This window comes from Pseudomonas sp. Sample_21 (assembly GCF_004307525.1).
GTDB classification, from domain to species: Bacteria; Pseudomonadota; Gammaproteobacteria; order Pseudomonadales; family Pseudomonadaceae; genus Aquipseudomonas; species Aquipseudomonas atacamensis.
The window spans coordinates 75484-100667 of the sequence record NZ_RCNZ01000138.1; the positions used below are offsets into that span (position 1 = coordinate 75484).

Here is a 25184-nt window from a genome sequence, read left to right on the forward strand (position 1 = left end):
CCCACAGACAAGGAGGTGCTATGAGTATTCGCGATTGGCCGGCGGCGGAACGGCCGCGGGAAAGGCTGTTGGAACACGGCGCAGGGAGTCTTTCGGACGCTGAGTTGTTGGCGATTTTTCTGCGCACCGGATTGCCCGGAAAAAGCGCTGTCGACCTTGCCAGACATCTGCTGACGCAATTCGGTGGCCTGCGTTTGCTGCTTGAGGCCGATCAGGACGCATTCAGCAAACAAATGGGTCTCGGCCCCGCCAAGTTCGCCCAGCTGCAAGCCGCGCAGGAAATGAGCAAGCGCCATCTGGCCGAGCGCTCACGACAGAAGCCGGCACTGGAGAACCCACAGGTCGTCCGCGATTACCTCAAGGCGATGCTGCGGCACGAGCCGCACGAGGTGTTCGGCTGCCTGTTTCTCGATTCAAAGCATCAGGTGCTGAATTTCGAGGCGCTGTTTCGCGGCTCGATCGACAACACCAGCGTGCATCCTCGGGAGGTGGTGAAGCGCGCGCTGGCCAATAACGCCGCAGCGGTGATCCTGTGTCACAACCATCCGTCCGGCAACACCGATCCGAGTCAGGCCGATCGGCTGCTGACCAAGCGCCTGCAGAAAGCGCTGGAGCTGATTGACGTGCGAGTGCTCGATCACTTCATCGTCGGAGACGGCGAACCGCTGTCGATGGCGGAGTGTGGCTGGATGTAAAAGAGCAGCGGCAAGCCTCTAGCTGCAAGCGGCAAGCTGGAGCTGCGCGCGGAGTGCTCTAGCTTGCCGCTTGCCGCTTAGGGCTTGAGGCTGATCTTGGAATAATCCTGCCGGCCGAACGGGCTGACGGAATAACCCTGAACATCCTTGCGCGTCAAAGCGTAGGCCGTTGGGTGCGCCAGTGGCAGCCACAACGCCTGCTGCTGGATCTGTGCCTGTGCCTGTTCATACAGCTTGGTGCGCACGCCTTGCTCGCTGGTGGTCTTGCCGGCGCTGATCAGCTTGTCCAGATCGGCGTTGCAGTACCGCGCGAAGTTGGTCCCGGATTTCACCGCCGCGCAGGAAAACTGCGGGGTGAGGAAGTTGTCCGGGTCGCCGTTGTCGCCGGCCCAGCCCATGAACAGCAGGTCGTGTTCGCCGGCCTTGGCGCGGCGAATCAGTTCGCCCCACTCGATCACGCGGATCTCCGCCTGGATGCCGATCTCGGCCAGATCCGACTGCAACATCTGCGCGCCGAGACTCGGGTTCGGGTTGAGCAGGCTGCCTGATGGACGCGTCCAGATTGTGGTCTGGAAGCCATCCTTCAAGCCGGCCTTGGCCAGCAGCGCCTTGGCTTTGGCCACGTCGTGCGGATAGCCCGGCAGGTTCTTGGCGTAGCTCCAGGTGTTCGGCGGGTACGGGCCGTTGGCCGCTTCGGCGGTGTCTTCGAACACGGCTTTGATGTAGTTGGCCTTGTCGAAAGCGAGGTTGATCGCCTGGCGCACTTCCGGTTTGTCCAGTGGCGGATGCTGGCTGTTGATGCCCACGAAAGCGGTCATGAACGCGTCAGTCTTTTCGACTTTCAGCGTCGGCTCCTTCAGCGCAGCCTGTACGTCCAGTGGTTTTGGCGACAGGGCGATCTGGCATTCATTGCGTCGCAGCTTTTGCAGGCGCACGTTGGCGTCCGGCGTGATGGCGAAGATCAACGGGTCGACCGCAGGCTTGCCACGGAAATAGTCCGGATTGGCCTTGTAGCGAATCGCCGCGTCTTTCTGGAAGCGATTGAACACGAACGGGCCGGTGCCGATCGGCTGGCTGTTGAGTTTGTCGGTGGCGCCGGCCTTCATCAGTTTGTCGGCATATTCGGCGGAATAGATCGAGGCGAAACCCATGCTCAGCGTCGCGAGGAAGGTCGAATCCGGATGGTCGAGGGTAAAACGCACGGTCAGCGGGTCGAGGGCGTCGATCTTCTTGATCAGGGTCGGCAGTTGCATCGACTGCGCATGGGGGAAGCCGCTCTGGGCGACCTTGTGCCACGGGTTGGCCGGGTCGAGCATGCGGTCGAAGCTGAACTTGACGTCTTCAGCGCTCAGCTCGCGGCTCGGTTTGAAGTAGTCGGTTGTATGAAATTTCACCTGCGGGTGCAGTTTGAACACATAGATGAGGCCGTCGGTGCTGACTTCCCAGCTGTCGGCCAGGCTCGGGATGACCTTGCCACTGGCGGTGTCGAAATCCACCAAGCGGTTCATCAGTACGTCAGCCGAAGCATTGGTGGTGGTCAGCGAGTTGTACTGCACCACGTCGAACCCTTCGGGACTGGCCTCGGTACACACGCTCAACGCGGCGGCCTGGGCGAGGGGGCTCAGCAACAGCGGAGCGAGTAACAGGGGTAGGGCAGCGAGGCGCATGGTCGGTTTCCTTTACAGATCGAAGGCCCATCTGCAAGTGCAGTCTGGAAAAGTCCTACCCTAGAGCTCTGAATTGCAAATGACTATCCCCTTTTTGCATTTTCAGGCGCACTCTTGCGCGGTTTCGAGCGTGGGCAGCCAGATGAAAAGTCTGAATCGGCTGTAGGGCGGGATTTCTGCGACGAGTGGTCAAAACTGGCCGCAGCCTTTGTCCAAGGCGTCTGCGGCGGAAAAAATCGCCCTTTTGCCGATTGATTGCACACCGATTGTTGTTGCACCCCGGTCTTTCTGGTATAAAGCAGCGCTCTTTTCTAGGGGCCCGGTTCCTTCACTGTAGGTGTAGCCGGTAAGACCTCTAAAGAAACGCGGCGCCTGGCGCCAAATGACTGAGAGATTAAGCGGCCAACCCATGCCGGGTTGGGCATGTGGTTTTAGAGGGCTGAGGCATGTCGAGAGTATGTCAAGTTACCGGTAAGGGTCCGGTGACTGGGAATAACATTTCCCACGCAAACAACAAAACCCGTCGTCGTTTCCTGCCGAACCTGCAGCATCACCGCTTCTGGGTTGAAGAAGAGAAACGTTTTGTGCGTCTGCGCGTATCTGCCAAAGGCATGCGTATCATCGACAAGCGTGGCATCACTGTCGTGCTCGCCGAACTTCGCCGCGATGGCAAGATTTAAGGGAGCTAATCATGCGTGAATTGATTCGTTTGATCTCGAGCGCCGGTACTGGTCACTTCTACACTACCGACAAGAACAAGCGTACTACCCCGGACAAAATCGAGATCAAGAAATATGATCCGGTTGTTCGCAAGCACGTGATGTACAAGGAAGGCAAAATCAAGTAATTGATTTTTCCTGACTGCGAAAAAGGCCCGTATCGTGAGATACGGGCCTTTTTTGTTTGCCTTGCATTTGGTGTTGCCTGTCCTGCACTCCCACAATGGAATACGTTCGAATGTGGGAGCGAGCCTGCTCGCGAAGAGGGCGGTGAAATCAGCGCAAAGACTCAAGCCTTCTGTTCAAAGATCACATAAACCTTGCGGCAAGCCTCCAGCACTTCCCAGGTGCCGCGAAACCCCGCCGGAATCACGAAGCGATCACCAGCGCGCAAGGTCTTGGCATTGCCATCGCTGTCACGCAATACCGAAACCCCCTGCAGAATCTCGCAGTACTCATGTTCGGTGTAATTCACCGTCCACTGACCCACCGCGCCTTCCCACACACCCACGCCCATTTGCCCACAAGGGCTTTCGTATTGATGAAACACCGCCTGCTCAGGATCGCCCTTTAGCACTTTCGCCGGGTCCGGCCGATAGCGCTCGGCTTCGCTGCTGGCGAGGCTGATGTCGACGACGTTCTGGATGTTCATTGTTGTTTTCTCCGCTAGTGACGGCGCATTGGCTGGAATGGGCCAAAGTCTATGTTTATTAAAATGAACACCGCAAGGCCGTATGGCCAGCTTATGTCAAATATATTGAAACAAACCCGGTCGCTGGTTTAGGGTGGCGGGTGCCTCGGGCCGAAAGTGCAGGCTGGCCGGGCAGGATTCTTGAACAGCGCCGCAGCGCTTGCGGTGCTCGTATTCAATAAGAGGAGGACACCCGAATGACCACCCTGACTCGTGCCGACTGGGAACAACGCGCCCGCGATCTGAAAATCGAAGGCCGCGCCTTCCTGAATGGCGAATACACTGACGCCGTCTCCGGCGAAACCTTCGAATGCATCAGCCCGGTCGATGGCCGCCTGCTCGGCAAGATCGCCAGCTGTGACGCCGCCGACGCCGACCGTGCTGTAGAAAACGCCCGCGCTACTTTCAATTCCGGCGTCTGGTCGCGCCTGGCGCCGACCAAACGCAAAGCCACCATGATCCGCTTCGCCAGCCTGCTGAAACAGCACGCTGAAGAACTGGCGCTGCTGGAAACCCTCGACATGGGCAAGCCGATCAGCGATTCGCTGTACATCGACGTACCGGGCGCGGCGCAGGCGTTGAGCTGGAGCGGCGAAGCGATCGACAAGATCTACGACGAAGTTGCCGCCACCCCGCATGACCAACTAGGTCTGGTGACCCGTGAGCCGGTGGGCGTGGTTGGCGCTATCGTGCCGTGGAACTTCCCGCTGATGATGGCTTGCTGGAAGCTCGGCCCGGCGCTGTCGACCGGTAACTCGGTGATCCTCAAGCCGTCGGAAAAGTCGCCGCTGACTGCCATCCGCATCGCTGCGCTGGCCATTGAAGCCGGGATTCCGAAAGGCGTGCTCAACGTGCTGCCGGGCTATGGCCACACCGTCGGCAAGGCGCTGGGTTTGCACAATGACGTCGACACGCTGGTGTTCACCGGTTCGACCAAGATTGCCAAGCAACTCATGGTCTATGCCGGCGAATCGAACATGAAACGCGTCTGGCTGGAAGCCGGCGGCAAGAGCCCGAACATCGTCTTCGCCGATGCGCCGGATCTGCAGGCCGCCGCTGAATCCGCCGCCAGCGCCATCGCCTTCAACCAGGGCGAAGTGTGCACCGCCGGTTCGCGCCTGCTGGTCGAGCGTTCGATCAAGGACAAATTCCTGCCAATGGTGATCGAGGCGCTGAAAGCCTGGAAGCCGGGCAATCCGCTGGACCCGGCGACCAACGTCGGTGCGCTGGTCGATACCCAGCAGATGAACACCGTGCTGTCGTACATCGAATCCGGCCATAGCGATGGCGCCAAACTGGTCGCCGGCGGCAAGCGCATCCTCCAGGAGACCGGTGGCACTTACGTCGAGCCAACCATTTTCGATGGTGTGAGCAATGCGATGAAGATTGCCCAGGAAGAGATTTTCGGCCCAGTGTTGTCGGTGATCGCTTTCGATAGCGCCGAAGAAGCCATCCAGATCGCCAACGACACGCCATACGGTCTGGCCGCAGCGGTGTGGACCCAGGACATCTCCAAGGCGCACCTGACCGCCAAGGCCTTGCGCGCCGGTAGCGTGTGGGTCAACCAGTACGATGGCGGCGACATGACCGCGCCGTTCGGTGGCTTCAAACAGTCGGGCAACGGTCGCGACAAATCGCTGCATGCCTTCGACAAGTACACCGAGCTGAAGGCCACGTGGATCAAGCTGTGATTCATTAAGAGAGCCTGAGTTAATCAGGCTCTCGAACCTACAGAGATCCCCTGTGGGAGCGAGCCTCTGTGGTGAGGGGATTTATCCCTGTTCGGCTGCGAAGCAGTCGCTAAACCATTGCACGCGGTGTACCTGGTACATCGTGGATGCAGGTTTTGGGGCCGCTGCGCGACCCAACGGGGATAAATCCCCTCGCCACAGGGGCTCGCTCCCACAGTGATTTTGTGGTGCATATAAAAATATCCACAGGAGCGTGGAACATGCGTTGGGCGACGTATTTCGCCGTGTTGGCGTCTGTCTTGAGTGTCGGCCTGGCCCTGGGGGTCAGCATGCCGCTGGTGTCGTTGCGTCTGGAGGGCTGGGGCTACGGCTCGTTCGCCATCGGTGTGATGGCGGCCATGCCGGCAATCGGCGTGCTGCTCGGGGCGAAGATTTCCAGCCACCTCGCCGCGTATTTCGGCACGGCGAACCTGATGCGTTTGTGCCTGTGGGCCGGGGCATTGTCGATCGGCCTGCTGGCGCTGCTGCCGAGTTACCCGATCTGGTTGCTGCTGCGCCTGCTGATCGGGGTGATCCTGACCATCGTGTTCATCCTCGGCGAGAGCTGGATCAATCAACTGGTGATCGAGCAGTGGCGCGGGCGTCTGGTAGCGCTGTATGGCAGCAGCTATGCGCTGAGCCAACTGTCTGGTCCGTTGCTGCTGGGGGCGCTCGGTACCGAGCATGATTACGGTTTCTGGGTCGGGGTCGGCCTGCTCACGCTCTCGCCCTTTCTGCTGCTGGGGCGCAGCGGGGCGCCGAGCAGTGAGGCCAACAGCGTCACGTTTGGCGATCTGTGGGGCTTCGCCCGCGAGTTGCCGGCGATTGCCTGGGCGGTGTCGTTGTTTGCCGCGTTCGAGGCGATGATCCTGACACTGCTGCCGGTGTACTGCCTGCAACAGGGGTTCACCGCCGAAATCGCCCTGGCCATGGTCAGCACGGTGGTGGTCGGCGATGCGCTGCTGCAGTTGCCGATCGGCGCGTTGGCCGATTACCTGTCGCGGCGCACGCTGTTCGCCGGATGCGCGGTGGTGTTGATGCTGTCGAGTCTGGCCATTCCGATGTTGCTCGACACGCTGCTGATCTGGCCGTTGTGGGTGCTGTTCGGCGCCAGTGCCGGCGGCTTGTTCACCCTGTCGCTGATTCTGATTGGCGAGCGTTATCGAGACGATGCGCTGGTTCGCGCCAATGCGCATATCGCGCAGTTGTGGGGTGTCGGTTGTCTGGTCGGGCCGTTGGCGGCAGGGGCGGGCAGTCAGTGGATCAATGGTCATGCGTTGCCGCTGTTGATGGCGGCTGGGGCGTTTGGTCTGGTGCTTTTGTTGTTGCGCCAAGGCGCCTTTGGCACAACAGCAGAAGCAGCCTGAGCGCATCCCACAAGGGATCATCAACAGACGGACTTACAGCATCCGCTCCAGGCCGACGCTGGTGCTGAACCACGAGTTGAAGCGCCGCCACCAGCTCCCCGGCTCCTTGGTCAGAGTGTGCATCTGGCCGTTGTCCTCGGTGACCCAGACGACCTTGCCGTCCTCGAGTTTCGCCTGATAACTCAAGGTCGGCGCCATGCCTTGCAATGCCAGTGCGCGCACATGCTCGGCCAGTTCCGGGCTGTCGACGAGCACGCCGACTTCGGTGTTCCACAGCACCGAGCGCGGGTCGAAGTTGAACGAGCCGATAAACGACTTGCGCCGGTCGAAGATCATCGCCTTGCTGTGCAAACTCGAATCCGAACCGCGAAACGACTTGCTGTAGAACACCCGCGGCCCGCTGCCATAGTTATCCCCAGGCTGGCGGCGCAGTTCATAGAGTTTCACCCCGTGTTCAAGCAACGCCTTGCGATAGGGCGCATAACCGCCATGCACCGCCGGCACGTCGGTGGCCTCCAGTGAATTGGTCAGCAGGCTCACGGAGACTCCGGCATCGGCGCGCCCGGTCAGGTAGACCAGCCCCGGCTGGCCGGGCACGAAGTAGGCGGAAATCATGATCAGCTCTTTGCTGACGCCGGTCAGTTCCGGCGCCAGTTGCGTGGTCAGCAGCAGATGCGGATCCGGTTCGCCCTTGGACAGGACCTTGCTCGGCGCGTCCCACAAGGCCTGGTTCCAGGCCCAGATCAGCTCTTTACGCCAGATGTCCATGCGCGGGTCGGTTGTGAACTTCATCAACTGTTGATAGAGCGCGTGGTTCTGCTTGCGGGTTTCTTCCAGTGATTCTTCCAGGCGCGTGCGCGTGTTTTCCAAGTCAGCGGCGGTCGGCTGGCTGGAGAGGAATTCGTCGATCGGCTTGCTCAGCGCGCTGTTCCAGTACTGGTCGAAACTGTGTCCGAGCTGTTCGGCCACCGGGCCGATGCTGAGCATGTCGATGTCGGTGAAATTCAGGTTGGGTTCGGCGTCGAAATATTCATCGCCCAGATTGCGCCCGCCGACGATGGCCGCGCTGTTGTCCGCCAGCCACAACTTGTTGTGCATGCGCCGATGCTGCACGGACAGATTGAACAGTCGCCCGGCCGCGCGCGTTACGCCGGTGCTGCGCCCCAGGTGCAAAGGATTGAACAAACGAATCTGGATCTGCGGATGCGCCGCCAGGGTGGCGATGATCTGGTCGAGGCCGTCGCTGGTGGTGTCGTCGAGCAGGATGCGCACGCGCACGCCACGGTCGGCAGCCTTGAGCACTTCCTCCACCAACATCCGCGTGCTGATGCCGTCGTGGACGATGTAGTACTGCAAATCGAGGCTGACCTGGGCATGGCGAATCAGCTCGGCCCGGGCGGTAAAGGCCTCACCGCTGTCCGAGAGCAGACGAAACCCCGATTGCCCTTTGTAGGGTGCGGCCTGAGCCTGGATCGAGCGGCCGAAGCTGGAGTCCGACGCCGGCAGGGCCTGGCTTGGTTCGCGCGGCACATCGAGGCTGGCGCAGCCGCTGAGAAACGAGGCGAGTATCAGTGAAGCGAGTAAGGGCTGTCTGAAGCTCACGTAGGATCGTTCCGGTTGGCGGCTGAGGTCGGCAATTTGGACGCCGGGCGCGCAAAAAAGGTCAGTCGGTCTCAGCGAGTAGTTTGATTGCCGCAGAGCCGACCTTGCGCACCGCTTCTTCGATCTGCGCTGTTGGTTTGGCAGCGTAGTTCATCCGTAAACAATTGCGGTACTTGCCCGAGGCGGAAAAGATGCTGCCAACGGCAATCTGTACGCCCTGATCGTGCAGCGCGCGATTCAGTTTCAGCGTGTCGAAACCTTCCGGCAGCTCCACCCAGAGCATGAAGCTGCCCTGCGGGCGACTGGCGCGGGTGCCGGCGGGAAAGTAGCGCGTCACCCAGTCGATCATCGCGTCACGATTGCGTTGGTACTGCATGCGCATACGCCGCAAGTGCGGCTCGAAATGGCCGGCCTTGATGAATTCGGCGATGGCGATCTGCGGTTGTGGTGCGGTGGAGCCGGTGCTGATGTATTTCATGTGCAGCACTCGCTCCAGATATCGGCCCGGCGCCACCCAGCCGATGCGCAGCCCCGGCGCCAAGGTTTTGGAGAACGAGCTGCAGAGCAACACGCGGCCGTCTTCATCGAAGGATTTGATCGTGCGCGGGCGCGGATAGGTATAGGCCAGTTCGCCATACACATCGTCTTCAATGATCGCCACGTCGAAACGCTGGGCGAGCGTCAACAGCGCGCGTTTGCGCGACTCGGGCATCACGTAGCCGAGCGGGTTGTTGCAGTTGGGGGTGAGCTGAATGGCCTTGATCGGCCACTGTTCCAGCGCCAGTTCAAGGGCGTCGAGGCTGATCCCGGTGAGCGGGTCGGTGGGAATCTCCAGGGCTTTCATGCCCAGGCCTTTGAGGGTCTGCATGGCGCCGTGGAAACTCGGCGAATCCACCGCGACGATGTCGCCCGGCTCGCAGATCGCGTGGATGCTGGTGGACAGCGCTTCGTGGCAGCCAGTGGTGATCACCAGATCGCTGGCGCTCAACTGGCAGCCGGAATCGAGCATCAGCCGTGCGATCTGTTCGCGCAGTTCGAGGTTGCCGTGGATGTTGTCGTAATACAGACCAGGCATGTCCTGCCGGCGACTGATACGCGCCAGCCCGCGCAGCAGCGGCTTCATGGTTGGCGAGCCGACATCGGGCATGCCACGGCCCAATTGCACGACGTCCTTGCGTGGCACCGCGCGAATGAGTTCCAGCACCTGATCCCATTGCGAAATCTCTACCGGCCGTTGCGCCGGGCGGCCTACTGCGGGCAGCTCCGGCAACTCGCGGCCGACTGGGACAAAGTAGCCAGACTTGGGTTTCGGCGTGGCGAGGCCGCTGTCTTCAAGCACGCGATAGGCCTGCTGCACCGTGCTCAAACTGACTCCGTGCTCGACGCTCAAGGCTCGAACCGACGGCAAGCGATCGCCAGGACGATAGAAGCCTTGTTCGATGCGGGTGCCGAGCAATTCGGCGAGATTTACATACAGAGTCATGGTGGCCTCGGTGCGTCTTGGTGGAAACCAGTACAGATGCGGCAAAAATCAGTCATTCAGTCGGTGAATCGGCAAATCTGTATGGAGTTAATACAGGTTCTTTGAGTCTGTAATGGTTTTGCTCGCCCGCGCATCATGGAATCTCTGGCTACCCAAGTAAACAGGAGCAACGAAAATGAACGGCTTGAGCGATGTGCGGCTGACGTTACACAGTCAGGAACTGGCGGCAGGGCAGAAGGACAGCGCGCGCAATCTGCTGCGTAACGCACCGTCCGGCCTCAGTCGCTGGGGTCTGTTCTGGCATCGTCTGCACACGCGCAAGGCGTTGTTGGGACTGACGCCGGAGCAGCTCAAGGATGTCGGGCTGACGCTGGAGCAGGCAAGGGAGGAGGGGTTGAAGCCGTTTTGGCGGATATGAATACCACAGAGCGTTCCCACGCTCTGCGTGGGAACGCCGCCCCGCACGCTCTGCGTCCGCTGTGACGCAGAGCGTCACTGGATGCATTCCCACGCGGAGCGTGGGAACGATCCTGATTCGTCAGACCAACTCTTTCAGCCGATGCCACAACATCCCCAACGCCAACAACGGCGAGCGCAAATGCTTGCCGCCCGGGAAGGTGATGTGCGGCACCTTGGCGAACAGATCAAAGCCGCCGCTGTGCTGCCCGCTGATTGCTTCGGCAAGCAGCTTGCCGGCCAGGTGTGTGGCATTCACGCCATGTCCGGAATACGCCTGGGCGTAATACACGTTCGGCTGCTCGGCGAGCCGGCCAATCTGCGGCAGGCGGTTGGCACCGATGCCGATCATTCCGCCCCACTGATAATCGATTTTCACCCCGGCCAGTTGCGGGAACACTTCAAGCATCTTCGGCTGCATATAGGCGCCGATGTCTTTCGGATCGCGTCCCGAGTAATGACACGCGCCGCCGAACAGCAAACGTCGATCCGCCGAGAGCCGGTAGTAATCCAGCGCCACCCGCTGGTCGCAGACCGCCATGTTCTGCGGCAGCAGGTTGTGCGCCTGCTCTGCGCTCAGCGGTTCGGTGGCGATGATGTAACTGCCGGCAGGCAGGACCTTGCCGCTCAGTTGCGGGTTGAGGTCATTGAGATAGGCATTGCAGCCCAGCACCAGGGTCTTCGCCCGCACCGAGCCTTGCGCGGTGTGCACCTTTACTTCGGGGCCGTAATCGATGCGCGTCACTGCCGAACGCTCGAACAGCTGCACGCCCAGTTGCTGCGCCGCTGCCGCTTCGCCCAGTGCCAGATTCAGCGGATGCAGATGTCCGGAGCCCATGTCGATCAAGCCGCCGACATAGCGCTTGGAACCGACCACGGTGTGCATTTCGTTCGCTTGCAGCAAGCGGGTTTCGTAGCGGTAACCGAGGCCGCGCAACTCTTCGGCATCTTCGGCAAAACCGTCGAGATCGGAAGGCTTGTTGGCGAGGTCGCAGTAGCCCCAGGTCAGGTCGCAGGCAATGCCGAAACGCTCGACGCGCCGGCGGACAATCTCCACCGCTTCCAGGCCCATGAGTTTCATCTCGCGCACGCCTTCGGCACCGATGACATTGGCGAACTGATCAAGGCCGTGACCGACACCGCGGATCAACTGCCCGCCGTTGCGACCGCTGGCGCCCCAGCCGATCCGGTGCGCTTCCAGCAAAACCACGCTGAAACCGCGTTCGGCGAGTTCCAGCGCGGCATTCAGCCCGGAAAAGCCACCGCCGACCACGCAGACATCCGCCACTACCTCGCCTTGCAGCACGGGATGGTCAGGCTGCGACAGGCTGCTGGCGGCGTAATAAGAGGCAACGTGGGGTTGGCTCGCGGTGGTCTGGGCGCGGGCGGTCATGGGCATCATCCAACGGCTGAGTGTCGAGAAAATTTGACGGAGCATAAGCCGCACGCCCGAACGTGGGCAACATCGGTCGGCCTGCGGTGTCTGGATCCGGGCTTTTGCGGCACAATCGTTATCCCGCCACTTTGGTCACCGTTTCGATGAGCTGCAACAGCCAGAAAATCCGCAACCTGCGTCAGCAGATCCCCACGTTCGACTGCGTGCCGGGCTGCCACGACTGCTGCGGGCCGGTGACCACGTCGCCCGAGGAAATGGCCCGGCTGCCGCGCAAGACCCGCGCCGAGCAGGATGCCGCGCTGGAAGAACTCAATTGTGTGCACCTGGGGCCGAATGGCTGCACGGTGTATGAAGAGCGACCGCTGATCTGTCGATTGTTTGGTACCACCAAGACGCTGCCATGCCCGAACGAGCGGCGGCCGGTGGAGCTGATTCATCCGCGGGTGGAAAAGCATATATTCGAGTACATGGCGGCGAATCGGCAGGTGTTGGTGTAAGCGATCGTTCCCACGCTCTGCGTGGGAATGCCTCTTCGGACGCTCCGCGTTCGGCCTTTGGGACGCAGAGCGTCCCGGGCTGCATTCCCACGCAGAGCGTGGGAACGATCATTGCGGTGATCAGTCCGGAATTGGCAGGCACAGGCTCTCTTTCACCTCTTCCATGACGATATAGCTCTTCGATTCACGCACATGCGGCAGCTTCAAGAGAATGTCGCCGAGCAGTTTGCGATACGAGGCCATCTCGGAAATCCGCGCCTTCACCAGATAGTCGAAATCCCCTGACACCAAATGGCACTCCAGCACATGCGGCAGCGTCAGCACCGCGCGTCTGAATTCTTCGAATGTGTCGCCGGATTTGTAGTCGAGGCTGATCTCGACGAACACCAGCAGGCTACCCTTCAAATGCTGCGGATTGAGCCGGGCGTTGTAGCCCATGATGATCCCCTCGCGCTCCAGACGCCGCACACGCTCGGTGCACGGCGTGGTCGAGAGGCCGACCTTTTCGCCCAGTTCGGTGAAGGAAATCCGCCCGTCCGCTTGCAGGATGCGCAAGATGTTGCGGTCGATCTTGTCCAGCTCACGTTTGGTCTGAGTGTTGGTACGCATAGGGGATGCGCCTCCGTGAAAAGGGTTTTTGCCGAGAATTGTCGCCAAATATAGGCGCTTATATAGTGAAAAGCACTGGCATTTCTTTTTTACACTGCGCCCATCATTGCTCTAACAAACAGTTCGGCGAAAAGCCGCGATGAGGGATTGAAAATGCGCGTCATGGTCTTGGGTAGCGGCGTCATCGGTACCGCCAGTGCTTACTATCTGGCCCGTGCCGGGTTTGAAGTGGTGGTGGTCGACCGGCAGCCTGCTGCGGCCATGGAGACCAGTTTCGCCAACGCCGGCCAGGTCTCGCCGGGTTACGCCTCGCCGTGGGCCGCGCCGGGCGTGCCGCTCAAGGCCATCAAGTGGCTGCTGCAGCGCCACGCGCCGCTGGCGATCAAGGCCACCGCCGATATCGACCAATACCTGTGGATGGCGCAAATGCTGCGCAACTGCACCGCCAGCCGTTACGCGGTGAACAAGGAGCGCATGGTGCGTCTGTCCGAGTACAGCCGTGACTGCCTCGATGAATTGCGCGCCGAAACCGGTATCGCCTACGAAGGCCGCAGCCTCGGCACCACGCAGTTGTTCCGTACTCAGGCGCAACTGGATAACGCCGCCAAAGACATCGCCGTACTGAAGGAATCCGGCGTGCCGTTTGAAGTCCTCGACCGCGCCGGCATCGCCCGCGTCGAACCGGCGCTGGCAGGCGTGACTGACATTCTCGCTGGCGCGCTGCGTCTGCCCAATGACCAGACCGGCGACTGCCAGATGTTCACCACCCGTCTCGCTGAAATGGCGCGCAAGCTCGGCGTGGAATTCCGTTTCGGCCAGGAGATCCAGAAACTCGACTACGCCGGTGATCGAATCAACGGCGTGTGGATTGACGGCAAGCTGGAAACCGCTGACCGCTACGTGCTGGCGCTCGGCAGTTACTCGCCGCAGCTGCTCAAGCCGTTGGGCATCAAGGCCCCGGTGTATCCGCTCAAGGGCTACTCGCTGACCGTGCCGATCACCAACCCGGACATGGCGCCGACGTCGACCATTCTCGACGAGACCTACAAGGTCGCGATCACCCGTTTCGACAACCGCATCCGCGTCGGCGGCATGGCCGAGATCGCCGGTTTTGATCTGTCGCTGAACCCACGTCGGCGCGAAACCCTGGAGATGATCGTCAACGACCTTTATCCTCAGGGCGGCAATCTGGCCGAAGCGAGTTTCTGGACCGGCCTGCGCCCGACCACGCCGGACGGTACGCCGATCGTTGGCGCCACGCCGTTCAAGAATCTGTTCCTCAACACCGGTCACGGTACGCTTGGCTGGACCATGGCCTGCGGTTCCGGCCGTTTGCTCGCCGACCTGATGGCGAAGAAAAAGCCGCAGATCAGCGCTGAAGGCCTCGATATTTCCCGTTACGGCAACCAGACCCAGGAGTCCGCAAAACATGTCAATCCAGCGCCAGCTCACCAATGAGCGCATGAGTCAGATCGTCAGCCACAACGGCACCGTGTATCTGGCCGGGCAGGTCGGCGACGACTTCGACGCCGGAATTGAACAGCAGACCCGCGACGTGCTGGCCAATATCGAACGTCTGCTCGATCTGGCCGGGACGGACAAACAGCATCTGTTGTCGGCAACGATCTATTTGAATGACATCGAAGCGCACTTCGCCGGAATGAACGCGGTGTGGGACCAGTGGCTGCCCAAAGGCGCCGCGCCGGCCCGCGCCACCGTCGAAGCGAAGATGGCCAAGCCGAGCATTCTGGTGGAGATATCCATCGTCGCCGCGCTGCCATAACGTTCCCAAGATCCCTCTCCCGGTGCTGTTGGCGGTTCACGTCGTCAGTCAGCGCCGGTTTTTCTTCCCATGACCGCCCAGAAGTCTGCCGCCATGCGTCCTGCCCGTGCCCTGATCGACCTTCAAGCCCTGCGCCACAACTACCGAATTGCCCGCGAAGTCACCGGCGCCAAGGCGCTCGCGGTGATCAAGGCGGACGCCTATGGCCATGGCGCGGTACGTTGCGCCCAGGCGCTGGAAGCCGAGGCTGACGGGTTTGCCGTGGCCTGCATCGAGGAAGCGCTTGAACTGCGCGCTGCCGGGATTCGCGCGCCGGTATTGCTGCTGGAAGGCTTCTTCGAAGCCGATGAGCTGGCGTTGATCGTCGAGCATGATTTCTGGTGCGTGGTGCATTCGCTGTGGCAGCTCGAAGCGATCGAGCAGGCAGTCCTGAGCAAACCGATCACGGTATGGCTCAAGCTCGATTCCGGCATGCACCGCGTCGGCCTGCATCCGAAAGATTATCCAGCGGCCTATCAGCGTCTGCTGGCCAGCGGCAAAGTGGCAAAAATCGTGTTGATGAGCCACTTCGCCCGCGCCGATGAACTGCATGCGCAAAGCAGTGCCGAGCAGGTCGCGGTGTTCGAAGCGGCGCGTCAGGGGCTGGCGGCGGAAGTCAGCTTGCGCAACTCGCCAGCGGTGCTCGGATGGCCAGAAATCCAAAGCGACTGGGTACGTCCGGGCATCATGCTCTACGGCGCGACCCCGTTCGAAGAAGCCAACGCCGTCGCTGAACGCCTGCAACCGGTGATGACTCTCGAATCGAAAGTCATCAGTGTGCGTGAATTGCCGGCCGGCGAACCGATCGGCTATGGCGCCAGATTCATCACCGACAAGCCGATGCGCATCGGCGTGGTCGCCATGGGTTACGCCGACGGCTACCCGCGCCAGGCGCCGACCGGCACGCCGGTGCTGGTGGCCGGCAAACTCAGCCGCCTGCTGGGGCGTGTGTCGATGGACATGCTCTGCATCGATCTGACCGACGTAGCGGAAGCGGGGCTGGGTTCAACTGTCGAGCTGTGGGGTAAAAACATCCTCGCCAGCGACGTGGCAAAGTGGGCCGATACCATCCCGTATCAGATCTTCTGCAACCTGAAACGGGTGCCAAGGCTCTATTCCGAGGGTTGACGCCGCTGCGGGGGCCAGCTGTTGTAAATACTGAACGCTGTCGCCATGATAACGCTCAATATTCTTACAACATCAGGAGGCTCCCGCCTTGGACGTCGGTGAACGACTGCAATCGATCCGCAAGCTCAAAGGGCTTTCCCAGCGTGAACTCGCCAAACGCGCGGGCGTCACCAACAGCACCATTTCGATGATCGAAAAGAACAGCGTCAGCCCTTCGATCAGTTCGCTGAGAAAGGTGCTCGGCGGCATTCCCATGTCGATGGTCGAGTTCTTTTCCGAAGAGATCCTGCAGGACCAACCGACTCAGATCGTCTACAAGGCCAATGAGCTGATCGACATCTCCGACGGCGCCGTGACCATGAAACTGGTCGGCCGCGCCCACCCGAGCCGCGCCATCGCGTTCCTCAACGAAATCTACCCGCCGGGCGCCGACACCGGCGAAGAAATGCTCACCCACGAGGGCGAGGAAACCGGAATTCTGGTGGAAGGTCGCCTGGAGCTGGTGGTAGGGCTGGAAACTTTTATCCTCGAAGCCGGCGACAGCTACTATTTTGAAAGTACCAAGCCGCATCGCTTCCGTAACCCGTTCGACGTGCCGGCGCGACTAATCAGCGCAGCCACGCCGGCGAATTTTTAAGCAGAAGGCGCCAGGCCATGGCGGCGAAGGTGCCCGAACCGATTTACCGATGGGCAACAAAACCCCTCTAAGCATGGGGTTGTTTCAGTACAGCGGCCTACCCGCTATACTTGCGCCCGCCTGCGAACCGTGGCCGCAGGCGTGAATAGCCACCATTGAGGGTGAACGCGTGAACCTAATTATGAAAATGCTGGCTGCACCAGCAACCGTACTGGCCCTCTGGGCTGTCAGCGCTCAAGCTGCGACAAATGACGACATCGCCAAACGCCTCGAGCCCGTCGGCCAGGTGTGTGTTCAAGGGCAGGAATGCAAGGGTATGGAAGTGGCTGCTACCGCTGGCGGGGGCGGCGGAGCAAAGGCCCCTAAAGACGTGATCGCCAAGCACTGCAACGCTTGTCACGGCACGGGCCTGCTCGGCGCGCCGAAGATCGGCGACAAGGCAGCCTGGAAGGAGCGCGCCGATCATCAGGGTGGTCTGGACGGCATCCTCGCCAAGGCCATCACCGGCATCAACGCCATGCCGCCAAAAGGCACCTGCGCCGATTGCTCCGATGAAGAGCTCAAGGGCGCGATCAAAGAGATGTCCGGTCTGTAATCAGCGCCGGCTTTGAAAAAAACCGTCTTCGGACGGTTTTTTTGCGCCTGCAATCTCACTGCATGTTTTTCGTGATGTAGGCGCCGGCAGAATTGAGCACCGCTTTGTACACGGCGTAAGCATCGGTATCTTCAGGCGCTATTTGCTCGCAGCGCCCTCCTGATATCTGCCTAAGATCACATCCCGGGATCGACATGATGAGGGGAGAGTGAGTAGCGATGATGAACTGCGCGCCGCCGCGCGACAGCTCCATTATCCGGTTGATAAAAACCAATTGCCTCAACGGGGATAACGATGCTTCCGGCTCGTCGAGCACATACAGACCTTGGGCTTTGAATCGATGTTGAAACAACGCCTCCATGGCTTCACCGTGCGACAGGCAATGCATATCCACGCCGCCGTAGTAGCTCTTTATTTCGGGATCAAAGCTCGCCTCTGCATCAAGCTTGCGAATTGCAGTATTCAAGTTGTAGAAGGTTTCTGCCCTGTAGAAAAAAACGTCCTTCTCCCTTCGGTAGCCTTTTGAGAGCGTCAGGCTTTCGTACAGTTTTGAATGAGTATTCTCAGTCGAGAAATTGAAATTCTTCCCACCGCCTTCTGGATTGCAGCCTGACTTGATGGCAATAGCTTCAAGTAATGTGGATTTCCCAGCACCATTTTCGCCGATAAAAACCGTTATCGAGTTGCTGAGCTCAAGCGGGAAGAGGTTTTGTAGCCGGTCACCCACCGTCATGTCTGGCTTCAGGCGTATTTGCTGGATAAACAGATCATTCATATCGATGCCCTCTGAAGATTCTATCGACGGATACCTTCACGCCAATCATCGTTATGCCGAGTCTTATCGAACCAGTGCTGGCCATGGTAAAAATTCCGATATAACCGAGACAGGCAATAAGACGCTCGCCAAATAATTCCGGCGTGGCAGCGGCGCTGAAGAAAATAACCGATACCGTCCCCGCCGATATAGCCATTTCCGGCCAGAAGGATTGTATGGCGCTTGCTTTCAGATACTTGTAGCGTGCTCTTACCGTGTCCTTCAAATATCCATAGCTTCTGATGAGTTGCATTTTACTTTGCTTGCCATCGCTGGAAACGTTGAAGGCGCTGATAAGCGACTCTTTGTACAAATCTTCCTTCGACATTTCTGCTGCATATAACCGCTGGATTACAGGCTTGGCAAATCTTAATTGCACACACGTCAACACAATAATTAAAGCGATGGGCAGGAAGAAATAGATGTTTTCCCGGAGCAGAATATAGGCTGCGGAAACCGTCAAAATGCAAGAGCCCATGAGGTGGATTGTGTCATGAATGACGGAAGCAATTTTTTCCGCGTCTTCTTTTATCAATGTCACCCGAGAACATAATGGAGAGGGGCGTTTATCATGCACAATGAAGTTGATAAGTAGAAAGCGGGATCTTGCTTCTATGAGCGTTGCCAAGGAATTGCCCAGAGCTTGGCTTGATAGCTTGGTTAGAAAAACAGCGATAAGAGTGAAATAAAATTCAGCGTTAATGGAGCCAGTAGTAAGAGCCGACAGGCTCTTTGCGATGACTGATGGTATTAACAATTGACATATACTTGCTACGGTAAGGCAAATAACCGAAAGCAGAAAAACGGTCAGGTTATTTCGCAAGCATATAAACATAGTTCAATGCCCCTCGTGCTGCAGTTCGTAGCTACGAATTCGACTACGTCTATAAGATGCCTCTCTGCTCGAGTAGTAGATAGATATCAGTGACATCGTGGGGCTCAGAACGCGTTCAAGATAGATGGCTGAGGCAAAAATTGAGCCTATATTCGTTTCGCCAACGCTTAGCAGATGGGCCGATACCAATAATAAAACCACTATCGCTACCGGATAACATGTGCCTGACATTGATTCGAATGTTGTGGCTTTGAGACTTGAGCGAAAAGCGAGGCGCTCGATATTTTTTATATCGATCTTGATCCTGTTTGTGTATGGCTTTGCATTAAGCAAAAGCTCACAGATGGCGCCTATTGTTACGGTGTTTTCTTGAACGTACTCAGCAAACAGTGAGTTGCTATTTTTTCGAGTTATAAGGTATGCCGCAATAGCATAAACGAGGCCGGTAAGTGGTGCGAGTGCCAGAAGTGGATGATAGTGGGCAGTCACCAGGAGAGCAGCGATAATGATGCTGCAGTTCAGCGATACATCCAGATAAATTGAGTGATACAAATATATCGAGCCATCAACGTCGCCATCGATGAGTTCGATCCGCTCGCCTGGTTTTTGCGTATGCTCGAAGCTTCTGTCTAGTAGGTGATTCAGGATTGCCTTCTTCAGAATAAATCTTGTTTTGGACGCGGTTTTTTGTAGATAGATGTTGGCTGCCAGCTTTAATGGGGGCGTGGCGATGAGGGAGAACGAAGCGCCCGCGAGCGCGTATAAATATAAACTGTCACTTGCCAAGTATAGATTGATTGAGTTGCCTATTAAATAGGGTGATGCGCTTGTAAGAATCGCAATGCCTACACCAAAGCAGCAGAGTTTTAGATTATCCTTCATGATTCTAGAAACCCCATTTGGTGGGGGAGGAATGGAAATTCATAGTCATGCTCGATTAGCCCAATTGAGCCGATTAGCGATCCCACTCTTCCAATCCACAAACCCAAAGGATCTGCAGTCTTTGTTCTAAGGTTTCGACTGCTTTGCTCACTGAGGTTGATGATGTTTGACCATAGAAATATCTTAGGGTTACTTAGCGAATCTGGTGAAAGCTTTTTAATTATATTAAGAATTCCAAAAGCGCCATGACATAAAGAGTCGTTAATAGGGCGCTTTCTTTTTTCTAGATCGTAGTAAGAAAATGCAGTCTTAGACGGATGTTTCTCCAAGAACTCTGTTGCCAGTCTCACTCCCTTTCTAGCAAAATAATCTATTGCCAAGAAGTTTCCTGGTAAGCCATGGCTCCATGAAAACTCGCCCGCACTTGATGCTGAACGTTTTCTATAGTCATGCCAGTTTTCAATCGTTCCATCATATTGGTCGAGCTCCCAAGATAGAAATCCTAAGAATAAATTCTTGATTGAGTCGTCTTTTGCGATCAGATCGTTGAAATAAAATAACGAATATGCGCACCCCATAATGCCATGGGACAATCCGCTCAATAGAGCATCGCTTCTAGTAGTGACTGCATTATCAAATGTCGCTAGTTTGCGGCCGGCTATAGGCGTGAGTTCTGTTTTTAACTTATCGTATAAGGATTTCGCTAAATCAGAAAAGCATTTGTCTTTCGTGAGGCTGAAGAGATGAGTCAGTACGTTTAAAGTTCCGAACATACCTGATAGAAAGTCCGAGCCCCAAAAGTATTTTTGCCACCAAGGCTCAATGAGTGCCTCTTCAACATATCTCTTGTAGAGTTGTAGTAGTTCGTGTTCCCTTTCATCATCAAAATAGTCTAGGCTTATCAATAGCGGTATAATTGCGGAGGATAAGCCGAAGTGAAAACCACCTAAATGCGTACCTTTATTCGAAAGTTTTTGGATCACTCTGCTGTAACAAATATTTAGCAGTTGGCTTACCAGCTTTTTATCTATAGCGCTGCTGCGGCTAGTAGCGACCACGCACCCGTAGAGAATGCCGGACAGGCCGTAGTAGAAATCGTCCCCTAACTCTGAGAACTCCATGTAACCGCCAGGTGATGAATGAAATCCCAACCAAAGTCCATTGCTGGAAATTTCACTGCCTAACATCTCATTGATCAACTTCGCATTGACCTCTGATGATGACCTGAGTTTGTTAATGATCTCATCTACGTTTGAATACCGAGGGTCGTTCAGGTCGTCGTATTGTCTGAATGTGTGGTCCGTCAGCTTATCACCATGTTCATACATATTTTTCATTGCTAATAAAGTATTCGCAGTCAGTTTTTCTTCAAATGCGATTCTGTTCTTGCTCATGGTTTGAACGTATTGGAGGCTGTTATCGATTCCGTTTATATAGTCATTGCTATCTAGGTGGCCATTGCCATCGTATCTTGGTTCAAAGAATTCAAGGGCCCCAGTTTGTCCTTGAGCAAAAGGTACGTCTAAATCCAAGCAAGCGGCGATCTCTGCCTTGAGAAAGCCTATGGCAGGGGCGGTGTCGTTATTGAGAATGTTCTCTAGGAAGGCTCTACGTTTTTTAGTGCATCGCATTAAAGTCGCATGCAAGGAGCATTGGATAGCGTAGTGATATGTGGCGGTCGGCCTCGGAATATACCTATTTCTTCTTCCTCGGAGAGAACCAATAATTTCGATGATTGAAGCCTGATTACTATTCACAATGGAGAACAATTTGTTCAGGCCTTCAATGATTTCTTTTTCGTAGTGCCACGGCTGCGCCGCTTTTCCATCGATATACAAAACGTTTTGGTTTGGAAATATTTTCACTCCGTCCATGCCAAACTGGCTCTGTCCACTCTCGTCTTCCAGATGTTGATACAGATTTAAGCTGACATATTGCTCCGATAGTCCACCTAACGCACTCAGGTCTACACCTATGCCGTCGGTGCCTTTCCACGTCCAGTTTGGAAGTATGCTTGTTTGGGTGACATTCCAGCGTACTTCTTTTGGAATGGTTTCAATATTAAGGGTGCTATAGAAAATGGTTTCGAGATCAATTGGGATAGGGCTTGCGCCATGTGCAATCAAATTGTCAGAGGTAATATCGGCGGCCATAAAAGTGGTGCAGTAGCCTAATAGAAATCCAGCTCTTTTAAAGTAAGAAGAAACTTCGGCTTCGTTTTCTGCCTGAGTTTGAGGTGTGTGCTCTGACCAGCCGTGTTCTTTTTTTACAAGATACCTTGGTAATTTCCAGTTTTCGTAATCATCTCCGGCAGCATTGCTCAAATGCAGTAGTAAATCAGATGCTTCGGCTTCAAGTTCCAAATTTCTCGGTTTGTAAATTATCTTAATGGAACCAAAAGAAAGTATACAAACGGTCCTAGATCCAATGTGAGTTTCGCTGGATGAAACATCAACGGAGGAAAGTGTGGATCCGGTCGGTATATCGAATTTTTTGTTTATATCTTGTCTGTCTTCGATGAGAGCGAGGACTAACTGTATCGTGAATTCGATAAAATTATTTGAAAGTTTGGTCAGGACTCGATCCATTTCAGGGTAGGCGCTAATAATGTCGAGGAGGTAGTTCCTATTTTCACCAACCAATTTGAAATATGCAGAAGTCTCCATTTTGCTGCTGATGGTCTTTTCAAACACTATTTTTTCCGTTATCAAGACATTATTTGCCGCGTTAGTAAGTCGTGCTGCAAGGTTGGTTACAAAGCCATTGATGACCGTTGATTTCAATGCTTCGTTGTTTTTACATGATTTCGGAAATTGTTTTTCGATATGGAAGATGTAATAAGACAGGTATGGCCAGACTGGACAGTCAGTAGCGTAGCCGCGTTTCATGGGCGTTGTTCCGCTTAAAAAATCTTTAGGATTTTTCATTGTCTTATCCTTAAATAGTGAGGGCGGCCACTCGGTTCGAGTGCCACCCAATTTTATTTACATATAGGTCGCGTAGCAGCATCCTTGCCAACACTGTGAACAGCAGCTAGTGCATGGTCGTGAACCGCTGCTTGCTGCGCTCAAGTTACTGAATGCTTGAATCGCCAAAGTTGAGATTGGTGTCGTTGAGTTTAGAACGCGTGCTCGGGCACGACGGATTGCTAAGAAGTCGATTTCCATAATTGAGCCTTGACGTGAATTAGTGTTTGCCTTGATGGCATAAGTTTCTGGAGTGTTACGTTATGAATCCTAGCGAGGATTGAAATAACTTCAATTCAGACGCTTCCTGTAGTCATGCATGATTAAATTCGGTTCGATGTAGGAAAAATACCTAGAAGTTTGTGAGGTGATTCATTGGGCGCGGACAATTCATTGTTATTGCTATATATTTTTTGTAGGTATTTGCAACCTAACTTGAGGTTCGACCCATCAAGAAATTTCGCGGTTTTTCTTTTTAATCACCTTCCCTCTGAAGTAATTCCCCGGCAATCTCGGTCTACCCCTATCAACGGAACGGGCGGGAGGCTTCAGATGGTGCAGTTGTGTTCGATCGAACAGGCGGTGGACGACGTATTGGCGCGTTTGCCTGCGCACATCCACATGGGCCTGCCGCTGGGGTTGGGCAAGCCGAATCACTTCGTCAACGCGCTGTACCGGCGCATCAAGGACCTGCCCGAGCGGCAGCTGACGATCTATACCGCGCTGTGCCTTGGTCGGCCGAATCTGGGCGATGGCTTGCAGAAGCGCTTTATCGAGCCCTTTGTAGAGCGGGTGTTTGGTGATTATCCGGAGTTCGATTTCCTCGCCGATCTGCAGCGCGACAGCCTGCCCGCCAACATTCGTATCCAGCAGTTTTTCATGCAGCCTGGCAGTCTGCTCAACAGCGCGCCGGCGCAGCAGGATTACGTCAGCAGCAATTACAGCCATGCCGCTCGCGACATCAACGCAGCGGGTCTCAATCTGGTGGCGCAATTGCTCGCCAGCAGCAGCGAACACCCTGATCGCTTAAGCCTGAGCTGCAACCCGGACATCACCCTCGACCTGTTGCCGATGATCGCCAAGCGTCGCGAAGCGGGGGAGACCATTGTGCTGGTCGGCCAGGTGCATACGGATCTGCCGTACATGCCCGGCGATGCGGAAGTCGATATCAACACGTTTGATCTTCTGATCGACGAGAAGGACAGCAGCACGCTGTTTTCAACGCCGAACATGCCCGTGGGCTTTCAGGATCATTTCATTGGCTTGCACGCCAGTACGCTGGTGCGCGATGGCGGCACATTGCAAATTGGTATCGGCTCGATGGGGGATGCGTTGACCGCTGCGTTGCTTGCCCGTCAGGCCGATAACGCCGGTTATCAGGCGTTGCTCGGTGACATCAACCTCAGTCAATGGGCGCAATTGATCCAGCGCGAGGGCGGCACCACGCCATTTGCCAAAGGCCTTTACGGTTGCAGCGAGATGTTCGTCAACGGGCTGCTGGTTTTGGCGGATGCCGGGATCATCCGGCGCAAGGTCTATCCGGATGTGCCGACCCAGGAGCAGGCCAACGCTGGCACCCTCGATGAAGCGGCACAGCCTGACGGTATCTGCGTCCACGGCGGCTTCTTCCTTGGCCCGCGCAGTTTTTATGAGCGGCTGCGCGAGTTGCCGCAAAGCAAGCTGCTGGAATTCAACATGACCCGCATCAGCTACATCAACGAGCTGTACGGCCAGGAAGAGCTCAAGCGCTTGCAGCGCATCGATGCGCGCTTCATCAACACCGTGTTCACCATGACTCTGCTCGGCGCCGGCGTGGCTGATCAATTGGCGGACGGACGCGTGCTCAGCGGTGTTGGCGGCCAGTACAACTTTGTTGCTCAGGGCCACGCGCTGGAGGGCGCGCGATCGATGTTGATCCTGCGCAGCTGGCGCGAGTCCGGCGGCGAGGTCAGCTCCAATATCGTCTGGGACTACGGCCACTGCACGATCCCGCGGCACCTGCGCGACATCGTCGTCACCGAGTACGGCATCGCTGATCTGCGCGGCAAACCCGACGCGGCGGTGATCGAAGCGTTGCTCAATATCAGCGACTCGCGGTTTCAGCCGGGACTGATCGAACAGGCGCAGACAGTCGGCAAGCTGCCGAAGGACTTCCGTCTCGATCCACGATTTGCCGACAACACACCGCAACGCTTGCAGGCGATTGCCGCACGGCATCCGAACCTGTTTCCGGAGTATCCGCTGGGCTGTGATTTCACCGCCATCGAACGGGATCTGCTGCGGGCGCTGAACTGGCTGAAGAGCAAGTTCAAGCTGACCGAGATTCTCGACTTGGGCAAGGCAGCGCTGGATGCGCCGGAGGCCTCAGTGTTCCCGGAACATCTTGAGCGGATGCAGCTGACGAATCCGGAAGGCTTGAAGGAGGACCTTTTCCAACGCCTGCTGCTCACAGGCCTCAAAGCTACCGCGCAATAACTGACCAGCCGAGAACCCACTGTGGGAGCGAGCCTGCTCGCGAAAGCGGTGTGTCATTCACTTAACAGGATGACTGACACAATGCCGTCGCGAGCATGCTCGCTCCCACAGGGTATAA

At 56.8% G+C, this 25184-nt stretch carries 23 protein-coding genes; 13 read left to right on the top strand and 10 right to left on the bottom strand.

All coding sequences use genetic code 11. The features are described 5' to 3' along the window. The first annotated feature begins 20 nt into the window (after positions 1-20). Positions 21-695 carry a DNA repair protein RadC gene (gene radC, locus D8U71_RS26190; RefSeq protein WP_016772552.1) on the top strand — a complete coding sequence of 225 codons (675 nt, stop codon included), beginning with the start codon at positions 21-23 and terminating at the stop codon, positions 693-695. A gap of 77 nt (positions 696-772) precedes the next feature. Here radC and D8U71_RS26195 read toward each other — a convergent pair whose 3' ends face one another. Next, positions 773-2362 carry an ABC transporter substrate-binding protein gene (locus D8U71_RS26195; RefSeq protein WP_130889060.1) on the bottom strand — a complete coding sequence of 530 codons (1590 nt, stop codon included), beginning with the start codon at positions 2360-2362 and terminating at the stop codon, positions 773-775. A 446-nt stretch (positions 2363-2808) separates the two neighbouring features. Between D8U71_RS26195 and rpmB the strand changes: the two genes are divergently transcribed. Continuing rightward, the gene (rpmB, locus tag D8U71_RS26200; protein WP_007920377.1) at positions 2809-3042 is read left to right on the top strand and encodes a 50S ribosomal protein L28; all 234 of its coding nucleotides are present in this window, start codon (positions 2809-2811) and stop codon (positions 3040-3042) included. An 11-nt stretch (positions 3043-3053) separates the two neighbouring features. Then, on the top strand, positions 3054-3209 hold the full coding sequence (rpmG, locus tag D8U71_RS26205; RefSeq protein WP_016772554.1) for a 50S ribosomal protein L33: 156 nt from the start codon (positions 3054-3056) through the stop codon (positions 3207-3209). Positions 3210-3370: 161 nt separating this feature from the next. Here rpmG and D8U71_RS26210 read toward each other — a convergent pair whose 3' ends face one another. Next, positions 3371-3733 carry a cupin domain-containing protein gene (locus tag D8U71_RS26210; RefSeq protein WP_073470919.1) on the bottom strand — a complete coding sequence of 121 codons (363 nt, stop codon included), beginning with the start codon at positions 3731-3733 and terminating at the stop codon, positions 3371-3373. A 236-nt stretch (positions 3734-3969) separates the two neighbouring features. Here D8U71_RS26210 and D8U71_RS26215 point away from each other — a divergent pair, with 236 nt between their 5' ends. Together D8U71_RS26215 and D8U71_RS26220 are read left to right on the top strand one after the other, a co-directional pair. Next, positions 3970-5463 (top strand): aldehyde dehydrogenase, encoded by a 1494-nt coding sequence (locus D8U71_RS26215; RefSeq protein ID WP_016772556.1) that lies wholly within the window; start codon positions 3970-3972, stop codon positions 5461-5463. A 260-nt stretch (positions 5464-5723) separates the two neighbouring features. Next, the gene (locus D8U71_RS26220; RefSeq protein ID WP_130889061.1) at positions 5724-6869 is read left to right on the top strand and encodes an MFS transporter; all 1146 of its coding nucleotides are present in this window, start codon (positions 5724-5726) and stop codon (positions 6867-6869) included. Positions 6870-6902: 33 nt separating this feature from the next. Here D8U71_RS26220 and D8U71_RS26225 read toward each other — a convergent pair whose 3' ends face one another. Beyond that, a complete protein-coding gene (locus D8U71_RS26225) occupies positions 6903-8471 on the bottom strand; it encodes a phospholipase D family protein (RefSeq protein WP_024014795.1) in 1569 nt (522 codons plus the stop codon). 61 nt (positions 8472-8532) lie between these two features. Next, a complete protein-coding gene (locus D8U71_RS26230; RefSeq protein ID WP_130889062.1) occupies positions 8533-9954 on the bottom strand; it encodes a PLP-dependent aminotransferase family protein in 1422 nt (473 codons plus the stop codon). A gap of 175 nt (positions 9955-10129) precedes the next feature. On the opposite strand from D8U71_RS26230, the gene D8U71_RS26235 reads away from it, so the two are divergent. After that, entirely contained in the window at positions 10130-10372 is a 243-nt protein-coding gene (locus D8U71_RS26235; protein ID WP_016772560.1) for a DUF1127 domain-containing protein, read from the top strand. A gap of 120 nt (positions 10373-10492) precedes the next feature. On the opposite strand, the gene D8U71_RS26240 is transcribed toward D8U71_RS26235, so the two are convergent. After that, complete coding sequence (locus tag D8U71_RS26240) at positions 10493-11803, bottom strand: FAD-binding oxidoreductase (RefSeq protein ID WP_130889063.1); 1311 nt, start codon at positions 11801-11803, stop codon at positions 10493-10495. 146 nt (positions 11804-11949) lie between these two features. Between D8U71_RS26240 and D8U71_RS26245 the strand changes: the two genes are divergently transcribed. Then, positions 11950-12303, top strand: coding sequence for a YkgJ family cysteine cluster protein (locus D8U71_RS26245; protein WP_071172244.1), 354 nt, complete (start codon positions 11950-11952; stop codon positions 12301-12303). A 120-nt stretch (positions 12304-12423) separates the two neighbouring features. Here D8U71_RS26245 and D8U71_RS26250 read toward each other — a convergent pair whose 3' ends face one another. Further along, entirely contained in the window at positions 12424-12912 is a 489-nt protein-coding gene (locus tag D8U71_RS26250; protein ID WP_130889064.1) for an Lrp/AsnC ligand binding domain-containing protein, read from the bottom strand. Between the two features lie 153 nt (positions 12913-13065). Between D8U71_RS26250 and dadA the strand changes: the two genes are divergently transcribed. The 5 genes from dadA (at position 13066) to D8U71_RS26275 (ending at position 17094) form a co-directional block, all read left to right on the top strand. After that, on the top strand, positions 13066-14370 hold the full coding sequence (gene dadA, locus D8U71_RS26255) for a D-amino acid dehydrogenase (RefSeq protein WP_130889065.1): 1305 nt from the start codon (positions 13066-13068) through the stop codon (positions 14368-14370). Next, complete coding sequence (locus tag D8U71_RS26260; RefSeq protein WP_016772564.1) at positions 14342-14695, top strand: RidA family protein; 354 nt, start codon at positions 14342-14344, stop codon at positions 14693-14695. Before dadA ends, D8U71_RS26260 begins: the two co-directional genes overlap by 29 nt. A gap of 93 nt (positions 14696-14788) precedes the next feature. Continuing rightward, a complete protein-coding gene (gene alr, locus D8U71_RS26265) occupies positions 14789-15862 on the top strand; it encodes an alanine racemase (RefSeq protein ID WP_130889066.1) in 1074 nt (357 codons plus the stop codon). An 88-nt stretch (positions 15863-15950) separates the two neighbouring features. Then, positions 15951-16499, top strand: coding sequence for a cupin domain-containing protein (locus D8U71_RS26270; protein ID WP_016772566.1), 549 nt, complete (start codon positions 15951-15953; stop codon positions 16497-16499). 181 nt (positions 16500-16680) lie between these two features. Beyond that, complete coding sequence (locus D8U71_RS26275; protein WP_039757383.1) at positions 16681-17094, top strand: c-type cytochrome; 414 nt, start codon at positions 16681-16683, stop codon at positions 17092-17094. Between the two features lie 55 nt (positions 17095-17149). On the opposite strand, the gene D8U71_RS26280 is transcribed toward D8U71_RS26275, so the two are convergent. From D8U71_RS26280 to lanM, 4 genes are read right to left on the bottom strand one after another with little or no spacing between them, the layout of a single operon-like run. After that, positions 17150-17869 (bottom strand): AAA family ATPase, encoded by a 720-nt coding sequence (locus D8U71_RS26280; RefSeq protein ID WP_125916829.1) that lies wholly within the window; start codon positions 17867-17869, stop codon positions 17150-17152. Next, positions 17862-18743: an ABC transporter ATP-binding protein gene (locus D8U71_RS26285; protein ID WP_130926274.1), complete on the bottom strand. Its 882-nt coding sequence runs from the start codon at positions 18741-18743 to the stop codon at positions 17862-17864. The genes D8U71_RS26280 and D8U71_RS26285 overlap by 8 nt, the downstream gene beginning before the upstream one ends. Positions 18744-18746: 3 nt before the next feature. Then, positions 18747-19625 (bottom strand): ABC transporter transmembrane domain-containing protein, encoded by an 879-nt coding sequence (locus D8U71_RS26290; RefSeq protein ID WP_125916825.1) that lies wholly within the window; start codon positions 19623-19625, stop codon positions 18747-18749. Beyond that, on the bottom strand, positions 19622-22552 hold the full coding sequence (gene lanM, locus D8U71_RS26295) for a type 2 lanthipeptide synthetase LanM (protein WP_130889068.1): 2931 nt from the start codon (positions 22550-22552) through the stop codon (positions 19622-19624). The genes D8U71_RS26290 and lanM overlap by 4 nt, the downstream gene beginning before the upstream one ends. Before the next feature lie 591 nt (positions 22553-23143). On the opposite strand from lanM, the gene D8U71_RS26300 reads away from it, so the two are divergent. Further along, positions 23144-25066 carry an acetyl-CoA hydrolase/transferase C-terminal domain-containing protein gene (locus D8U71_RS26300; RefSeq protein WP_130889069.1) on the top strand — a complete coding sequence of 641 codons (1923 nt, stop codon included), beginning with the start codon at positions 23144-23146 and terminating at the stop codon, positions 25064-25066. Positions 25067-25184: the final 118 nt, after the last annotated feature.